At 56.9% G+C, this 16,782-nt stretch carries 16 protein-coding genes; 6 read left to right on the forward strand and 10 right to left on the reverse strand.

Annotated features, from left to right (window positions below; genetic code table 11):
* Positions 1-161: 161 nt before the first annotated feature.
* The 4 genes from fur to ybfF form a co-directional block, all read right to left on the reverse strand.
* Positions 162-608 (reverse strand): ferric iron uptake transcriptional regulator, encoded by a 447-nt coding sequence (gene fur / locus AAZT04_RS01940; RefSeq protein WP_020825646.1) that lies wholly within the window; start codon positions 606-608, stop codon positions 162-164.
* A 319-nt stretch (positions 609-927) separates the two neighbouring features.
* On the reverse strand, positions 928-1,467 hold the full coding sequence (gene fldA / locus AAZT04_RS01945) for a flavodoxin FldA (RefSeq protein WP_048759474.1): 540 nt from the start codon (positions 1,465-1,467) through the stop codon (positions 928-930).
* A 229-nt stretch (positions 1,468-1,696) separates the two neighbouring features.
* Complete coding sequence (gene ybfE, locus AAZT04_RS01950; protein ID WP_004949692.1) at positions 1,697-1,984, reverse strand: LexA regulated protein; 288 nt, start codon at positions 1,982-1,984, stop codon at positions 1,697-1,699.
* A gap of 291 nt (positions 1,985-2,275) precedes the next feature.
* Entirely contained in the window at positions 2,276-3,049 is a 774-nt protein-coding gene (gene ybfF / locus AAZT04_RS01955) for an esterase (RefSeq protein ID WP_115059629.1), read from the reverse strand.
* 309 nt (positions 3,050-3,358) lie between these two features.
* Here ybfF and seqA point away from each other — a divergent pair, with 309 nt between their 5' ends.
* The 4 genes from seqA (at position 3,359) to AAZT04_RS01975 (ending at position 6,768) form a co-directional block, all read left to right on the forward strand.
* Complete coding sequence (gene seqA / locus AAZT04_RS01960) at positions 3,359-3,898, forward strand: replication initiation negative regulator SeqA (RefSeq protein ID WP_046374276.1); 540 nt, start codon at positions 3,359-3,361, stop codon at positions 3,896-3,898.
* A gap of 77 nt (positions 3,899-3,975) precedes the next feature.
* Positions 3,976-5,619: a phosphoglucomutase (alpha-D-glucose-1,6-bisphosphate-dependent) gene (gene pgm, locus AAZT04_RS01965; protein WP_046375073.1), complete on the forward strand. Its 1,644-nt coding sequence runs from the start codon at positions 3,976-3,978 to the stop codon at positions 5,617-5,619.
* A 187-nt stretch (positions 5,620-5,806) separates the two neighbouring features.
* Positions 5,807-6,469, forward strand: coding sequence for a PadR family transcriptional regulator (locus AAZT04_RS01970; RefSeq protein WP_048759473.1), 663 nt, complete (start codon positions 5,807-5,809; stop codon positions 6,467-6,469).
* Positions 6,469-6,768 carry a DUF3861 domain-containing protein gene (locus AAZT04_RS01975; protein ID WP_020825652.1) on the forward strand — a complete coding sequence of 100 codons (300 nt, stop codon included), beginning with the start codon at positions 6,469-6,471 and terminating at the stop codon, positions 6,766-6,768. Before AAZT04_RS01970 ends, AAZT04_RS01975 begins: the two co-directional genes overlap by 1 nt.
* A 69-nt stretch (positions 6,769-6,837) precedes the next feature.
* Here the strand turns inward: AAZT04_RS01975 and kdpE are convergent, their stop codons facing one another.
* The 6 genes from kdpE to AAZT04_RS02005 form a co-directional block, all read right to left on the reverse strand.
* On the reverse strand, positions 6,838-7,527 hold the full coding sequence (kdpE, locus tag AAZT04_RS01980; RefSeq protein ID WP_020825653.1) for a two-component system response regulator KdpE: 690 nt from the start codon (positions 7,525-7,527) through the stop codon (positions 6,838-6,840).
* 18 nt (positions 7,528-7,545) lie between these two features.
* Positions 7,546-10,239, reverse strand: coding sequence for a two-component system sensor histidine kinase KdpD (kdpD, locus tag AAZT04_RS01985; RefSeq protein ID WP_020825654.1), 2,694 nt, complete (start codon positions 10,237-10,239; stop codon positions 7,546-7,548).
* A gap of 200 nt (positions 10,240-10,439) precedes the next feature.
* Positions 10,440-11,009: a potassium-transporting ATPase subunit KdpC gene (kdpC, locus tag AAZT04_RS01990; RefSeq protein WP_048759470.1), complete on the reverse strand. Its 570-nt coding sequence runs from the start codon at positions 11,007-11,009 to the stop codon at positions 10,440-10,442.
* Between the two features lie 19 nt (positions 11,010-11,028).
* Positions 11,029-13,098, reverse strand: coding sequence for a potassium-transporting ATPase subunit KdpB (gene kdpB, locus AAZT04_RS01995; RefSeq protein ID WP_434678816.1), 2,070 nt, complete (start codon positions 13,096-13,098; stop codon positions 11,029-11,031).
* Positions 13,099-13,254: 156 nt separating this feature from the next.
* Positions 13,255-14,943, reverse strand: a complete 1,689-nt coding sequence (gene kdpA / locus AAZT04_RS02000) for a potassium-transporting ATPase subunit KdpA (protein WP_434678818.1) — start codon at positions 14,941-14,943, stop codon at positions 13,255-13,257.
* Positions 14,943-15,032, reverse strand: a complete 90-nt coding sequence (locus AAZT04_RS02005) for a K(+)-transporting ATPase subunit F (protein WP_004949718.1) — start codon at positions 15,030-15,032, stop codon at positions 14,943-14,945. The genes kdpA and AAZT04_RS02005 overlap by 1 nt, the downstream gene beginning before the upstream one ends.
* Before the next feature lie 443 nt (positions 15,033-15,475).
* Here AAZT04_RS02005 and AAZT04_RS02010 point away from each other — a divergent pair, with 443 nt between their 5' ends.
* Both AAZT04_RS02010 and AAZT04_RS02015 read left to right on the forward strand, forming a co-directional pair.
* Positions 15,476-15,682, forward strand: coding sequence for a YbfA family protein (locus AAZT04_RS02010; protein WP_020825658.1), 207 nt, complete (start codon positions 15,476-15,478; stop codon positions 15,680-15,682).
* 144 nt (positions 15,683-15,826) lie between these two features.
* On the forward strand, positions 15,827-16,780 hold the full coding sequence (locus AAZT04_RS02015; RefSeq protein WP_020825659.1) for a YbgA family protein: 954 nt from the start codon (positions 15,827-15,829) through the stop codon (positions 16,778-16,780).
* Positions 16,781-16,782 lie beyond the last annotated feature (2 nt).

Raw genomic sequence — 16,782 nt, forward strand, 5'->3', positions numbered from 1 at the left:
GAGTGTAAGTGGGAAGCGAGAGAAGTGCTGTAGAGAAGTGCCGCTGCAATTGTTGTATTTAACGCTGTGAACTTTCCCCGGCCTGTCCGGGGATTTTTTATCCTATTATCGCAGGCACAAAAAAACCGCCGTTAAGGCGGTTCTCAATGCCGGTTAGGACATTATTTTTTGTCGTGCAGGGTGTCGTCTTCGCGGCAGTCACCTGTTTCACAGTGGCCGTACAGGTACAGGCTGTGGTTGGTGAGCTTGATGCCGTGTTGTTTGGCGATATCACGCTGACGCACTTCGATAGACTCATCGCTGAATTCGATCACTTTGCCGCAATCCAGGCAAATCAGGTGATCGTGGTGATGTTGCTGGGTCAATTCGAACACGGACTTGCCGCCTTCGAAGTTGTGACGGGTCACAATGCCGGCATCATCAAATTGGTTCAGTACGCGGTAAACCGTAGCCAGGCCAATTTCTTCGCCCATATCTATCAGTTTTTTGTACAGATCTTCCGCACTGACGTGATGGCATTCCGGATTTTGCAGTACTTCCAGGATTTTGAGTCGCGGAAGCGTGACTTTTAAGCCGGCCTTCTTCAATGCGGTGTTGTTGTCAGTCATGCGGATTCAGTCCTGTTACTATGCTAATCAAGTTGAGGCGTTCTCGCCTTTGGCATCGGTCGGCACAAAGAGTTAATTGCGTCTCATTATAGAACCGGTTGCTCTAAATGGAAACCGCCGGTTGTTAACAAAGCTATAATTGCACAATTGCATGTTATACATGCAACGTCTTGATGAATGGGATAAACCGAAAACTCAGTCTACCTTGATGGTGTGGGAAGTTACAAATCTGTAGCTTCTATTGCAGTAATTTGTACTGCCAATGATGGCCCTGCCGGCACACTATGCACTTTGCAGGGCTTTTGTTCAACCTTTGGCGTTACCCGACGATTTCGGCCAGGCTCAGCTCTTCGACGATTTGTTTTACCCAGCCTTCAACACGTTCGTTGGTCAGCTCAGGTTGGCGATCTTCGTCAATGGCCAGGCCGATGAAATGGCTGTCGTTAGCCAAGCCTTTGGAGGCTTCAAAGTGGTAACCCTTGGTTGGCCAGTGGCCTACGATCGCGGCGCCACGCGGTTCAATGATGTCGCGAATGGTACCCATCGCATCACAGAAATACTCTGCGTAGTCTTCCTGATCGCCACAGCCGAACAGCGCAACCAGCTTGCCGTTGAAGTCAATTTCTTCCAGCGTTGGGAAGAAGTCATCCCAGTCGCACTGCGCTTCGCCGTAGTACCAGGTTGGGATACCGAGCAGCAGGATATCGAAAGCTTCCAGATCTTCTTTGCTGCTTTTGGCGATGTCATGAATTTCAGCCACCTCTTTACCAAACTGCTGCTGAAGAATTTTCTGGATCATCTTGGCAATGTTTTCGGTATTGCCAGTGTCGCTGCCAAAGAAAATGCCTACATTAGCCATATCGCGTATAACCTTTAAATTCAATAAATTGCATTCACGATGTTAGCGTTGACTACGATAACACCGATTAAAATGATGCCATGGCAAGAGGTTATCTCTTACCGGTAAGTGCGTATCATGCCAGAAATTTACCCCGGGTATTTATCACTTTAATGCGATGCCGGGTGGAATAAAGCGGTGTTGATCGGGCGTCATCCTTAACGCCGCGCCGCATGTGCGGCTGCAATGATCAATGTTCTGGCTGCTCGTCCGCCAGTTGTGCCAGCAGCATTTGCTCAATAAGCTCGCTGCGGCTGATATTACGCTGTTCCGCCAGTTTGTTCAGGGCGTCCACCGCATCCGCATTGATCTTCAGTTCCACACGCCGTAAGCCACGGACTTTATCGCGTCGAAGCTGATTACGCTTATTGATTCTAAGCTGTTCATCTCGGGATAGCGGGTTGGTTTTCGGGCGCCCCGGACGGCGTTCATCTGCGAACAGATCCAGCGTCGTGCGATCCGTTTGTTCTTTTGCCATAGGTAGCGGTACTGCAAGGGAGTTTGCATCAAAAAGCGCTTACACGCTTCCGGACGGTTCGGTTAACACACTTCGGGCCAATAAACCCTAACCCAAATTCACCCCAGCCTGACGTTAGCGAACACGCTCGGCACGGCGGCAAAATTATAGCGCGCCATATTACCCCAGCAGGTAGAGCGACGACAATGCTTAACTGAGCCGAAAACGCGCTAAGCCGTTATCTTTAGCGCGTTTTTTCATCAGATGGTGACTTTGGGAGAGAAACGGCCCATTTGTCGGGCCTGGCGTGACTCAGGCTTCACCGAGAAAGCGGTGAATGGCGCGCAACACCGCCTCCGGTTTTTCCGCATGAACCCAGTGTCCGGTACCGGCAACGACGTGAGCGCGAGCCTGCGGGAATTGACGGGCAATATCTTCGCGATAGCTGTCTTGCACGTAAGGCGACAGGCCGCCGCGGATAAATAGCGTCGGGTGAGGCCAGGCCGGCACTTCCTGCCAGCCGGTGATGTTCTCGTACTCTTCGATCAGCACCGGCAGATTGAAACGCCATTCGCCCTGGTGGAAAGATTTCAGCAGGAACTGGATCACGCCTTCCTCTTTCAGGTAGCCGCGCATCAATTCCGCCGCCTGCTGGCGTTGGGTAATACCCGCGGCGCTCACCGCCTGCAACGCGACAAAAATTTCGTCGTGGCGGCGCGTTTGATAGTCTACCGGCGCAACGTCAATGATGATCAGCTTCTCCACGCGCTGCGGGGCGATTGCCGTCAGCGCCATGGCCGCTTTGCCGCCCATCGAGTGGCCAATGACAATGACCTTCTCCAACTGCAAATCGTTCAGCAACGTCAGCAGATCCTGCGCCATTTCTGGGTAGGTCATAACCTCAGAACGCGGTGACAGGCCGTGGTTGCGCAGATCGACTTTAACTACGCTGTGCTGCTGGTTCAGGTCGCGCGCCAGCACGCCCAGGTTGTCCAAATTGCCAAACAGCCCGTGGATCAGGATCACCGGCAGCGCATCGGACTCGGTGGCCAGCAGTTGATAATGTAATTTCATGGCGAAGTTCATACTGAGAGAGATTCAGATTAGGTTATCATGATTAAAACACTCGATGAATAAACCCGTCGCCTTTCAAGCGGCAGCGTTGTTCGCTGTACTTGCTGCAACTTAAAATCCATAGGATAAAACGTGGATTTTTCATGATAAGGTGCAGGTTTGGCAGCGCCGGTGTCCGGTGGGCTATAGGTAATAGTCTGCTTTTGCCGCATTGGGGCACATTGTTATGTTCGCCTCTGCGCTTTTAACCTTATAATCCCATGGCTTGAATGCCGGATCTGGCTTCAGGTTCTAAGTAGAAAAAAACAGTACTGGATAAAGATGAAAACTATTGAAGTCGACGAAGAGCTCTACCGCTATATTGCCAGCCACACGCAACATATTGGTGAGAGCGCGTCCGATATTTTGCGCCGTATGTTGAAATTTACCGCAGGCCAGCCATTGCGGGCCGTACCGGCTGCCAGCGCTCAGAGCGCCGAACAGGATAAGATCGTCGCCGTGTCGCGTCCGCGCGATCGCGTACGTGCCGTGCGTGAGCTGTTGTTGTCGGATGAGTACGCCGAGCAGAGCAAAGCGGTGAACCGTTTTATGCTGGTACTTTCCACCCTGTATACCCTCGATGCGGCCGGCTTTGCCAGCGCCACCGATGCGTTGCATGGCCGTACCCGTACCTATTTTGCCGGCGATCAGCAAACCCTGTTGGCGAACGGAACGCACACCAAGCCAAAGCACGTTCCGGGCACGCCTTACTGGGTGATCACCAATACCAATACCGGTCGCAAACGCAGCATGGTTGAACACATCATGCAGGCTATGCAGTTCCCGACGGAACTGACTGAAAAAGTTTGCGGCACTATCTAATTTAGCGAACAGCCCGTCATGGTGGCCGTGAGCGACATATTGCCAGGCCGCAGGACAGGGATTAGGGAGATATGTCGATGGCGAATAACCCACGTGCCGGGCAGCCGGCTCAGCAAAGCGATTTGATCAACGTAGCCCAGCTGACGTCGCAGTACTACGTACTGCAACCGGAAGCGGGCAACGCCGCACACGCGGTCAAGTTCGGGACTTCAGGCCATCGCGGCAGTGCGCTGCGCCACAGCTTTAACGAAGCCCACATTCTCGCTATCGCGCAGGCGATTGCCGAAGTGCGTCATCAGCAGGGTGTGACCGGTCCATGCTACGTGGGCAAAGACACCCATGCGCTGTCGGAGCCTGCCTTCATTTCAGTGCTGGAAGTGCTGAGCGCCAACGGCGTTGATGTGATCGTGCAGGAAAATAACGGCTTCACGCCAACGCCTGCGGTCTCCCATGCCATCCTGTGCCACAACCGTAACGGTGGGGCATTGGCCGACGGCATCGTGATCACCCCGTCCCACAATCCGCCTGAAGATGGCGGCATCAAATATAACCCGACCAACGGCGGCCCGGCGGACACCAACCTGACCTCGGTGATTGAAAAGCGCGCCAATGAACTGCTGTCTCTGCAGCTGAAAGGCGTTCAGCGTCAATCGCTGGATAAGGCCTGGGCCAGCGGCCGTGTGCATGCACAGGACCTGGTGCAGCCATATGTTGAAGGGCTGGTGGACGTGGTTGATATGCCTGCGATTCAGCGTGCCGGCCTGAAGCTGGGTGTCGATCCGCTCGGCGGTTCCGGCATCGCCTACTGGCAGCGTATCGCCGAGCATTACAAGCTGGATCTGACGCTGGTGAACGATGCTATCGATCAGACTTTCCGCTTTATGCACCTGGACCACGACGGTGTGATCCGTATGGACTGCTCTTCAGAACCGGCGATGGGTGGCCTGCTAGCGCTGCGCGACAAGTTCGACCTGGCGTTTGCCAACGATCCGGATTACGACCGCCACGGCATAGTTACGCCTGCGGGGCTGATGAACCCGAACCATTATCTGGCGGTTGCCATCAACTACCTGTTCCAGCATCGTCCACAGTGGAGTGCTAACGTAGCGGTAGGCAAGACGCTGGTTTCCAGCGCGATGATTGACCGCGTGGTAGCTGATTTGGGCCGCAAGCTGGTGGAAGTGCCGGTGGGCTTCAAATGGTTCGTTGATGGCCTGCATGACGGTAGCCTGGGCTTTGGCGGCGAAGAGAGCGCAGGGGCTTCGTTCCTGCGTTTCAATGCTACCCCGTGGTCTACTGATAAAGACGGTATCATCATGTGCCTGTTGGCGGCGGAAATCACCGCAGTGACCGGAGAAAATCCGCAGCATCACTACGAAGACCTGGCCAAGCGTTTTGGTGCCCCGAGCTACAACCGCATTCAGGCACCGGCAACTTCTGCGCAGAAAGCGGCGTTGTCCAAGCTGTCACCGGAAATGGTCAAGGCCGATACTCTGGCGGGTGATCCTATTACCGCACGTTTGACGGCGGCACCGGGCAACGGCGCATCGATAGGTGGCCTGAAAGTGATGACCGACAACGGCTGGTTCGCGGCACGTCCTTCTGGTACCGAAGAAGCCTACAAGATTTACTGTGAGAGCTTCCTCGGTGCTGAGCACCGTGAAAAGATCGAGCACGAAGCGGTAGAAATCGTCAGCGAAGTGCTGGCTTCTGCCAAGTAAGGCCTCTCTCCTTTGAAAAAAAGCGCTGTAAAAACAGCGCTTTTTTTATGCCTGCAATTTAGATATATCTTTTTCATTCTTCCCCTCTTGCGCATTTAGATATATCGATCTAGATTAGATATATCGAAGTGACTTAGATATATCTAAATCACCTCGTAAACTGATTATCCAATGCGAGGTACAGACTATGTTTCACCGTTTAGATTTACACCGTCGTCACGGCTGCCGCCATGACAGCGAAGAAGGGCACGAACATCACCATCGTCGTCGTGGCGGTCGCCATCATTTTGGCGGCGACCATGGTGAAGAGCATGGTCGGGGAGGGCGCGGCGGTCGTGGCGGCCGTCACCGCATGTTTGAACACGGCGATCTGCGGCTGGTGCTGCTGGCGCTGGTGGCGCGTAAACCGAGCCACGGTTACGAACTGATCAAGGCGATCGACGAGGCGTCTTCCGGTCTCTATGTGCCAAGCCCAGGGGTGATTTACCCGACCCTGACGCTGCTGGAAGAGCAGGATTTCCTCGAGCCGATCACCAGCGGCAACGGCCGTAAAAGCTATCAGATCACCGAGCTGGGCCAGAGTGAATTACAAAAACACCAGGCCGTCGTCGATGTGATCCTGGCCCGTTTGGCCGGTGCCGGTCGCGGCCACCATCATCATGGCAATCTGGCGGAAGGCATCTCCGACGCCATGAACCGCCTGCGCAGTTTGTTGCGTGGCAATGTGATGCGCGCCGATCTTTCGCCACAGCAGGTCGAACGCATCAATGCGGCGCTGCTCACCGCGGTGGCGGCAATTGAAAGTGAAATGAACATTGCTCCAACAGATACAGATAAGGAAAACAACTGATGCCTGGCCACCGTTTCCGCATTACCGTTGAAGCCCTGAGCGATCGCCAAGGCGAGCCCGTTGAGAAAACGCCACTGAGTTTTGAGGTGGAAAACCACGACGATATTCTTGGCATCGTTGAGCGCATCAAAGCGCGCGAAGATCTGAACTTTGGCGAGAATAACAGCGCGGCCTTCGCCGTCGGCTTGAAGCTGTTCTCTGAAGTGATGATCGAAAACCGCAAGCACCCGGTGTTTGCCCCGCTGCGCGAGGCGTTCAAAGAATTTATGGTTGGGCTGAAGAAAGGCCAAAACGTGTAGGGGTGCCACATGCTGCACCCGTTTAATCGAATTTTGCATCAGCTTAACCGTATGCTGCGCCGTTTCACCTCATGGCATAAAGCGGTAACCGACGCCGGTTTCGGTCAGCAAGTGTTTTGGCCGGGCCGGATCGGCCTCCAGTTTTTGCCGCAGATGCCCCATATAAATTCGCAGATAGTGGCTGTGTTCGACGTAGTTCGGTCCCCAGACGTGGCTTAATAGCTGACGCTGGGTGATGACCTTGCCGGAGTTGGCCAGCAGTTCGGCCAGCAGGCGAAACTCTATCGGTGTCAGATGCAGATCTTCACCCTGGCGCAGTACCCGGCGGTTGATCAGATCGACGGTGATTTCGGAAAAGCTGACCAACGGACTTTCCTGTAGGCTGCCTGAATGGCGGCGCAAGGCGACTCGCACGCGGGCCAGCAGTTCGCCGATGCCAAACGGTTTGCTGAGATAGTCATCCGCCCCGGCGTCCAGCGCGGCAATTTTGTCTTCTTCGGCATTACGCGCCGACAGCACAATCACCGGAATGGCGCTCCACTGGCGTAGATCGCGGATATAGTTAAGCCCGTCACCGTCCGGCAACCCTAAATCGAGAATAATCAGATCCGGCTTGCGCGTGCCGGCTTCAATCAGCCCGCGCTGCAGCGTTTCGCTTTCAAACACCCGTAGCCCCTCACTTTCGAGCGCGGTACGGACGAAGCGCCGGATCTCTTTCTCATCTTCGACAATCAGAATATTGGTTGGCGTGCTGCTCACAAGGCTCCCTGGAGTTGGTTAGAGATCAAAGGCTTCGCTGTCTATTTCCGGCGGTTTTTCCAGCGGCAGCACAAAGCGGAAGCTGGCACCGCCGTTAGCGCCGTTTTCCGCCCAAATGCGGCCGCCGTGCACTTCAATAATGGCACGGCAAATCGCTAACCCCAAACCTACGCCGGGAATGGCCGACTCTTTATTGCCGCGGGAAAACTTATCGAAGATAAGCTGTTTTTTCCCTTCAGGAATGCCTGGGCCATCGTCCCAGACTTCGACTTCCAGCCAGTCGGGCAGCGTATGGGCGCGAATGCCGATAGTAGCATCGATACCGGCGTATTTATTGGCATTTTCCAACAGGTTAGTGAAAACCCGCTCCAGCAGGCTGCCGTCGCAATTAACCAATATCAGCTCCGGCGGCAGCTCAACCTTGATCTGGTGTTGGGTCATCAGCGGTTCCAGCATGTGCAGCGAAGCGCCGACGATCTCCTCCAGCGACTGCCACTCTTTTCGCAGGTTAAAGCCACCGGATTGAATGCGTGCCATATCCAGCAGGTTGTTCACCAGGCGGGTGGTGCTCAATACCTGCTGGCGGATCTGACTGGCCTGCGGAGCATGGTTGGAGCCTTCCGCGGCCAGATCGAGCGTCAGAATTTCCGCCTGGCCGAACAGCACCGTCAGCGGCGTGCGCAAATCGTGGGACAGCGCCGCCAGCAGCGAGTTGCGCAGCTGTTCCCGTTCGGCGTCCAGTTTGGCTTCCTCGGCGCTGCGCGCCAGATGCAATCGTTCCAGCGCGCTGGCGATCAGCACCGCGAAGGTTTGTAGCAGCCGCTGTTGTTCCGGCACCATCAGTTGGCGCAGGTTACTGGGTTCGATAGCCAGCAGGCCGAAGGTTTGTTTCGACGTGGTGAGCGGGAGCAGTTGGTAAGGCACTCCAGGCAAGGTGTCGGTACCGGCGCCGGCCGGCATGCCCTTGTCGAAACTCCAACGGGCGATAGCCTCATCCACCGACAGCAGCCCGCCCGTTTCGCCAACCATTTGCTGCAGCTTGCCGTCTTCCTGTGGCAGCAGCAGGACGGTTTTGGCCTGGAAGCTGCTGGAAAGGAAGTGGCGGCTGGTTTTGGCAATATCTTCGGTGGTCAGCGCCTGGCTCAGCCCACGAGATATTTCATACAGGTGCCGAGCTCTTTGCTCGCGATAACGGGCCACTCGCGCCTGATAACGCACGCCGGCGGTCAGATTGCCGATGGTGATACCGACGATCAGCATGACGCCGAAGGTCAGCAGATACTGCATATCGCTGACGGCAAACGACCATTCAGGCTGGACGAAAAACAGATCAAAGCTGGCGACGTTAATCACCGCCGCCAGTACCGAGGGCCAACGGCCGAAGAACAGCGCGACGATCGCCACCCCGAGCAGATACACCATCACCAGGTTGGCCTGGTCAAAGCCCGGCAACAACCATTGGGAGAGCAGGGTGATCAGGGCGCAGAGTGCAACGGCCACGGCGCAGCCGCGTAATTGCATGCGCCATTTTTCGGTAAAGTTGCGGCCATCATGTTCTTTCCCCTGCGGTGCAGGGGTGTCGTTTTCCAGCGCGACGATCACCAGATCCAGATCGGGTCCCAGGCGACCGAGACGATCGGCAAAGCTGCCGCGCAGTTTCCAGCGTTGTTCGCTGCGGCGGCCGATAATGATTTTGCCCAGGTTATGTTCGCGGGCATAGCGCAACACCGCACGTTCTTCATAAGGTTCAGACAGGGTAGCGGTTTCAGCCCCCAACTCCTGCGCCAGCCGCAGCGCCCTCAGGATCGCCCGGCGTTGATTCTCCGGCAAACGGTGCAGTTTCGGTGTTTCTACATATACCGCGTGCCAGTGGCAACCCAATCGGGCCGCCAGCCGCGCCGCGATACGCACCAGTTTCTCATTGCCGCTGCTATGCCCCACGCACAGCAAAATGCTGTCGCGAGTGTGCCATACCCGCTCGCGGCCCTGAGTATCGCGAAAGGCGCGCATCTGGTCATCGACCCGGTCGGCGGTGCGGCGCAGCGCCAGTTCGCGCAGCGCGATCAGATTGCCCTTGCGGAAAAAGTGCTCGATGGCGCGCTCGGCCTGGCCGGGAATGTACACCTTGCCTTCATTTAATCGCTGACGAAGATCGTCTGGCGGCAGGTCAACCAGCACCACCTCGGTGGCCTCGTCGAACACGTGATCGGGCACCGTTTCACGTACCCGCACGCCGGTCACGCCGCCGACCACGTCGTTCAGGCTTTCCAGATGTTGGACATTGACGGTGGTCAGCACGTCGATACCGGCGTCCAACAGCTCTTCCACATCCTGCCAGCGCTTCGGATGGCGCGAACCGTAGGCGTTACTGTGCGCCAGCTCATCCATCAGGATCAGTGCGGGGTGGCGTGCCAGAGCGGCATCGAGGTCAAATTCCTGCACTAAGCGTCCGCGATGCTGGATGCGTTTTTGCGCCAGCAGATCCAAGCCGTTCAGCAGCGCTGCGGTTTCGCTGCGGCCATGGGTTTCCACCACGCCGACCAGCACGTCCAACCCCTGACTGCGCAGCCGCTGGGCTTCCTGCAGCATGGCGTAGGTTTTGCCCACTCCGGCACAGGCGCCGAAGAAAACCTTCAACCGGCCGCGGGGCTTTTCATTGGCCAGCGCCAGCAGGCTGTCAGGGTCAGGGCGCTGTTGTTCCTCATCCACCATCGGAGTTCCTTTTGCAGCAATGTACCCGTCATACTGCAAGCTGCTTGGGTGTTGGCTGCCTTCACTCACCCCAGTCGCTTACTTGAGTAAGCTCCTGGGGATTCACTCAGTTGCCGCCTACAAGCAACTCGAATTATTTTGGGTATATATATCGGGTTCGGCACGCCGAACCCGATACTTATCCTTTAACACGCAACGGATTATTTCAATGCGTCGAGCGCCAGGTTCAATTTCAGCACGTTTACCACCGACTCGCCCATAAAGTTGGGGGTGGCCTGATCGGTGCTTTGATCAATCAGCTTGGCGATTTGCTCCGGCGGTAGTTGGCGCGCCGCCGCAACCCGGGCCAGTTGATATTGCGCCGCCGCGAGGGAGATCTGCGGATCCAGTCCGCTTCCCGAGGCCGTCAGCAGATCGACCGGGATCGGGCCCTTCATCGCCGGGTTGGCCAGACGCAATTGCGCGGCACGCTCGGCGATGGCTTTATCCAGCGCCGGGTTGGTGGCGGCCAGGTTGCTGCCGGCGGACGCCATCGCATTATAGGCCGAATCGCCGGTGGCAGAAGGGCGGCCCCAGAAATACTCGGGTTTGGTAAAGTTTTGGCCGATTAACGCGGAGCCGACCACCTTATCGCCCTGATACAGCAGCGAACCGTTGGCCGCGCCGGAAAACAGCAGCTGCGAAAGTCCGGTCGTCAGCAACGGGTAGGCGATACCGGTAATCAACGTCAGCAGAATCAACATCACCAACGAAGGGCGTAAATAAGACATTTTCATTTCCTCTCAATGATTAACCGGCGATGTGCAAGGCGACCAGGAGCAGGTCGATCAGCTTGATGCCGACAAAAGGCACCAACAGACCGCCCACGCCATAGAGCCACAGGTTGCGTCGCAGCAGTGCAGCGGCGCTCATCGGTTTATAGCTCACCCCTTTCAGCGCCAGCGGGATCAGGAATACGATCACCAGGGCGTTGAAGATCACCGCCGACATAATGGCGGAGGCTGGGGAGTGCAAATGCATCACGTTCAGGGCGTTAAGCTGCGGATAGGTTGCCGCAAACGCCGCCGGGATAATGGCGAAATACTTGGCCACGTCGTTGGCGATGCTGAACGTGGTCAGTGAACCGCGCGTCATCAGCATTTGTTTGCCGATGTGCACCACTTCAATCAACTTGGTCGGGTTAGAGTCCAGATCGACCATGTTGCCCGCCTCTTTAGCGGCCTGAGTGCCTGAGTTCATCGCCACCGCCACATCAGCCTGAGCCAGCGCTGGGGCGTCGTTGGTGCCGTCACCGGTCATCGCCACCAGGCGGCCTTCCGCCTGATATTGGCGAATCAACGCCAGCTTGGCTTCCGGCGTCGCTTCCGACAGGAAGTCGTCTACCCCGGCTTCGGCGGCGATCGCGGCGGCGGTCAGTGGGTTATCACCGGTGATCATCACCGTTTTGATGCCCATTTTACGCAGCTCGGCGAAACGCTCTTTAATGCCGCCCTTGACGATATCCTTCAGCGCTACCACGCCCAATACGCGCGGGCCTTCTGCTACCACCAGCGGTGTGCCGCCAGTGCGCGCCACGCTGGCGACCAGTTCGTCCACCGCCTGCGGGAAGTGGCCCTGATTGGACTCCACGTGACGACGAATGGCGTCCACCGCCCCTTTGCGTATCATCCGGTCCTGCACGTTGACGCCGCTCATGCGCGTTTGGGCGGAGAAGGGCACGAAAGTGGCGTTCAGCGCCTGCAGGTCACGTTCGCGCAGGTTGAAGCGTTGCTTCGCCAGCACCACGATGCTACGGCCTTCCGGCGTTTCGTCCGCCAGGGATGACAGCTGGGCCGCGTCGGCCAGATCTTGCTCCTTCACGCCCGGCGCAGGCAAGAACTCGGAGGCCTGACGGTTACCCAGCGTAATGGTGCCGGTTTTGTCCAGCAGCAGCACATCAACGTCACCAGCGGCTTCCACCGCGCGCCCGCTGGTGGCGATCACGTTGGCCCCCAGCATTCGGCTCATCCCGGCCACGCCAATGGCCGACAGCAACCCGCCGATGGTGGTAGGGATCAGGCAGACCAGCAGCGCCACCAGCACGGTAATGGTGACTACCGAACCGCCGTTGGCGGCGTCCACGCTGTACTGCGAGAACGGAAACAGCGTCGCGGTCGCCAGCACGAACACGATGGTCAGTGCGACCAGCAGAATGGTCAACGCTACTTCGTTTGGGGTTTTACGCCGTTTGGCACCCTCCACCATGGCGATCATCCTGTCGAGGAAGGTTTCGCCCGGGTTAACGCTGCACTGCACCACCAGCCAGTCGGACAGCACGCGGGTACCGCCGGTCACCGACGAGAAGTCACCGCCGGATTCACGGATCACCGGGGCGGATTCGCCGGTAATGGCGCTTTCGTCCACGGAGGCGCCACCTTCCAGCACTTCGCCGTCGCAGGGGATGGTATCGCCGGCTTCCACCAGTACGATGTCACCCTTACGCAGGCTTTCGGCTGACACTTTCTCGGTGGCACCATCACGGCGCGGCGCGGCCAATTTTTTCGCCCAACTGGTTTTCTTGGTGCCCCTCAGGCTTTCCGCCTGGGCTTTGCTGCGCCCTTCGGCCAGCGCTTCGGCAAAGTTGGCGAACAGCACGGTGAACCACAGCCACAGCGCGATACTGCCGGTGAAAGCCGCGCTGCCGTCGGTCTGTCCGGCGAGGATCGCCAGCCAGATGGCCGTAGTCAGGATGCTGCCTATATACACCACGAACATCACCGGGTTACGCCACTGGGTGCGTGGATCCAGCTTTTTCAGCGCATCGATAAGCGCGGTACGGACCAGTGCCGGTTCAAACAGCGCACGTTGTTTGCGAGTCATCACTTAATCTCTCTCTTTATTTCATTCCCTATGGATTTCGAGTTGCAGCTAGGCACCCAACTCGCTCATGCCCAGGCGCTTACTTGAGTAAGTAACTGGGGTGAGCGAGTGCCAGGTAACAACGCTGCGGCTCGAAAGGCGACGGGAATGCGCCTGTTATTTGGCCAGCCAAAGTTGCAAATGTTCGGCCACCGGTCCCAGCGCCAGCGCCGGTACGAAGGTCAATGCGCCCACCAGCAGCACGGTGCCGATCAGCAGACCGATAAACAGCGGCCCGTAGGTTGGCAGAGTACCGTTGCCCGCCGGCTGACGTTTCTTCGCACACAGCGAACCGGCAATGGCCAGCACTGGCAGGATCACCCCAAAGCGGCCGACGAACATGGCGAAGGCCAGCAGCAGGTTATAGAACGGCGTATTGACGCTCAGGCCGGCAAAGGCGCTACCGTTGTTGTTGGCGGCGGAAGACAGCGCATACAGCACTTCGCTGAAGCCGTGCGCGCCCGGGTTAAGGATGCCTGCACGACCGGCGTCGGTGGCGATGGCCAGCGCAGTGCCCAACAGCACCAGCGTCGGCGTGACCAGGATCGCCAGAGCGGTCATTTTCATGTCGTAGACGTCGATCTTTTTGCCCAGGTATTCCGGTGTGCGCCCGATCATCAGCCCGGCAATAAACACCGTCAGCAGGACGAACAACAGCATGCCGTACAGGCCCGAGCCCACACCGCCAAACACCACTTCGCCAATCTGCATCAGCCACATCGGCACCATGCCGCCCAGCGCGGTGAAGGAGTCATGCATCGCATTGACCGCACCGCAGGACGCCGCGGTGGTCACCACCGAGAACAGGCTGGTGGCGAGAATGCCAAAGCGCGACTCCTTGCCTTCCATATTGATGTTGCTGGCACCGCCCAATTCGCCCAGATGAGGGTTACCCGCCAGTTCGGCGAACATCACCACCACCACGGCAACCACGAAGATCAGCGCCATCGCCCAGATCAGCGCGTGGCCCTGGCGGTTTTCACCGGCAACCTGACCGAAAGCAAAACACAACGCGCAGGGGATCAGGAAGATCGCCAGCATTTGCACAAAGTTGGTCAGCACGGTCGGGTTTTCGAACGGGTGAGCCGAGTTGGCGCCGAAGAAACCGCCGCCATTGGTGCCGAGCATCTTGATCGCTTCCTGAGAGGCCACTGGCCCCATCGGCAGCGTCTGCTGCGCGTCTTCCAGCGTGTTGATGTGCAGGTAGGGCAGGAAGTTTTGCAGCGTGCCCTGGCTGACGAAGAACAAAGCGATCAACAGCGAAATCGGCAGCAGCACATACAGCGTCACGCGGAACATATCGATCCAGGCGTTGCCGATAGTGGCGCTGGAACGACGGGTGAAGGCGCGGATCAACGCGAAGGCCACGGCGATACCGGTCGCGGCGGACAGGAAGTTCTGCACCGCCAGGCCGGCCATTTGGCTGAGATAGCTAAGAGTGCTTTCACCGCTGTAGGCTTGCCAGTTGGTGTTGGTGACAAAGCTGACCGCGGTATTGAACGCCAGATCCCAGGACAGGCCGGGGAAGCCCTGCGGGTTAAGCGGCAGCGAGCCTTGTGCCATCAGCAACGCGAACAGCAGCACCAGACCGAGCAGGTTAAACCACAGGATCGCCAGTGCGTATTGCCACCAGTTCATTTCGGCGGGGGTTGTGCCACAGCAACGCCAAATGCCGGCTTCCAGCCGACGCAGCGCCGGCAGCGGCTCTCCTTCAATCAGGCGTGCCAGGAAACCGCCCAGCGGCCGCGCCAGCAGCAGAAGCACCAGCAGGAAGCTGGCAATCAATAAAAAGGCTGAAGCTGCCATCAGAAATCCTCCGCATTGAACAGGGCATAAACCAGATAGCCCAACAGCAGCAGAACCAACAGCGCACCACCAATAACGCTGATACTCACGGGACACCTCCAGAGGTGTAGTTTTTGATAGAGCGAGTGTAGGGAGGGCGGTAGAAAGAAGATGAAAAAATAGCGTTGGCCGGTGTAAAAAAAGTATAAAAATGGCTGAAATTACAGCAGAAAATGGCTTTTTAGCCTCGATTTTGGGGGGCGTAGCGCGATTAGACTCCTGTTTGGGGGCGCGAAGATGAAGGTTTGCATAAACAGGGTATAAATAACCACAATGTAACCAATGGTTAGTTAATTATTAACCTTGATGTAACAAAATTACGGATTAGGCGAATTATTTGCGATTTTTTGTGCGATTCAGTGGTCGGATGAGTAGTAAACTTTCATCAATTGCGCTAAAATTTTGTCCAGTTACCAAATGTTCTTGTTTCTATTGTTTACGCCAGCGCTGTTTCGCAGCAAATCAACGGCCAGGCGTTTTTGAGGAGGTTCGCATGTCTACTTATCACGCTTATTCATTGCATCGGATTCTCCTGCGCCGCAGCGCAGTGATCCTGGCAGGTGTGTTGGCTTTACCGGTAATGCTGTTCCGCAGCGACCGCGCCCGTTTTTACAGCTATTTGCACCGCGTCTGGTCAAAAACCAGCGATAAGCCGGTCTGGCTGCAACAGGCGGAACTGGCGTCCTGCGATTTCTACTGATCGCAGCTTGCCCCAACGAAAACCCTCGCTTTCCAGCGGGGGTTTTTTTATGGCTGCGGTTCGGGCATGGTGTCGATAGCGTTCGTGTCATAGCGCGAATTCTTCTACACTTTTAGTCACATCCAACGCTGCGGGAGCCTATCAATGAGTGACAAAATTCCGGTCGGTATCAGCGCTTGCCTGCTTGGCGAGACGGTACGTTTTGACGGCGGCCATAAACGGCTGGCCTTTGCGGTGGAACAACTGGCCCCTTTTGTGCGGTTTGAGCCGATTTGCCCGGAAATGGCCATCGGTTTACCGACCCCGCGCCCGGCGCTGCGGTTGATCAAAAAACAACATCATGTGGCACTGCGCCACAGCAATGACGATAGCATTGACGTAACCGAGCGCATGCAGCAGTTTTCCGAGCAACGAATCGCCGCTTTGCAGCACCTGTGCGGCTACATTGTTTGCGCCAACTCGCCAAGCTGCGGCATGGAGCGGGTCCGTCTGTATGATGAGAACGGTAGCGGCGCGCGTAAAAGTGGCGTCGGATTGTTCACCGCCGAGCTACTGCGGCAAATGCCCTGGCTGCCGGTGGAGGAGGACGGGCGGCTGAACGACGCTACACTGCGGGAAAACTTTGTCGAACGCGTTTATGCGCTGTATGAGTTAAACATGCTGTGGCGTAAAGGCCTGAGCCGCGGCGGCCTGATCGCCTTTCACAGTCGCTATAAGCTGTCGCTGTTGGCGCATTCGCAGCAGGAATACCGGGAGCTTGGGCGTTTTGTGGCGGGCATCGATAAATGGGATTCGCTGGAAGCCTTCACCCTAGAATACCGCAGTCGCCTGATGAAACTGCTGGCGCACAAGGCTACCCGTCGTAACCACACCAACGTATTGATGCATGTGCAGGGCTATTTCCGCAATCATCTGAGCTCCGCGCAGCGCCAGGAACTGGCGCAGTTGATCGATCGTTATCGGCAGGGCGTGCAGCCGTTGTTGGCACCGATAACCCTGCTCAAACACTACATGGCCGAATACCCCGATCGTTATCTGGCCGACCAACGCTATTTCGAGCCCTATCCCGAGGCGCTGCGCCTGCGTTATGGCCACTGATT

This window comes from Serratia sp. Je.1.23.a (assembly GCF_051129805.1).
Taxonomy (GTDB): domain Bacteria; phylum Pseudomonadota; class Gammaproteobacteria; order Enterobacterales; family Enterobacteriaceae; genus Serratia; species Serratia liquefaciens.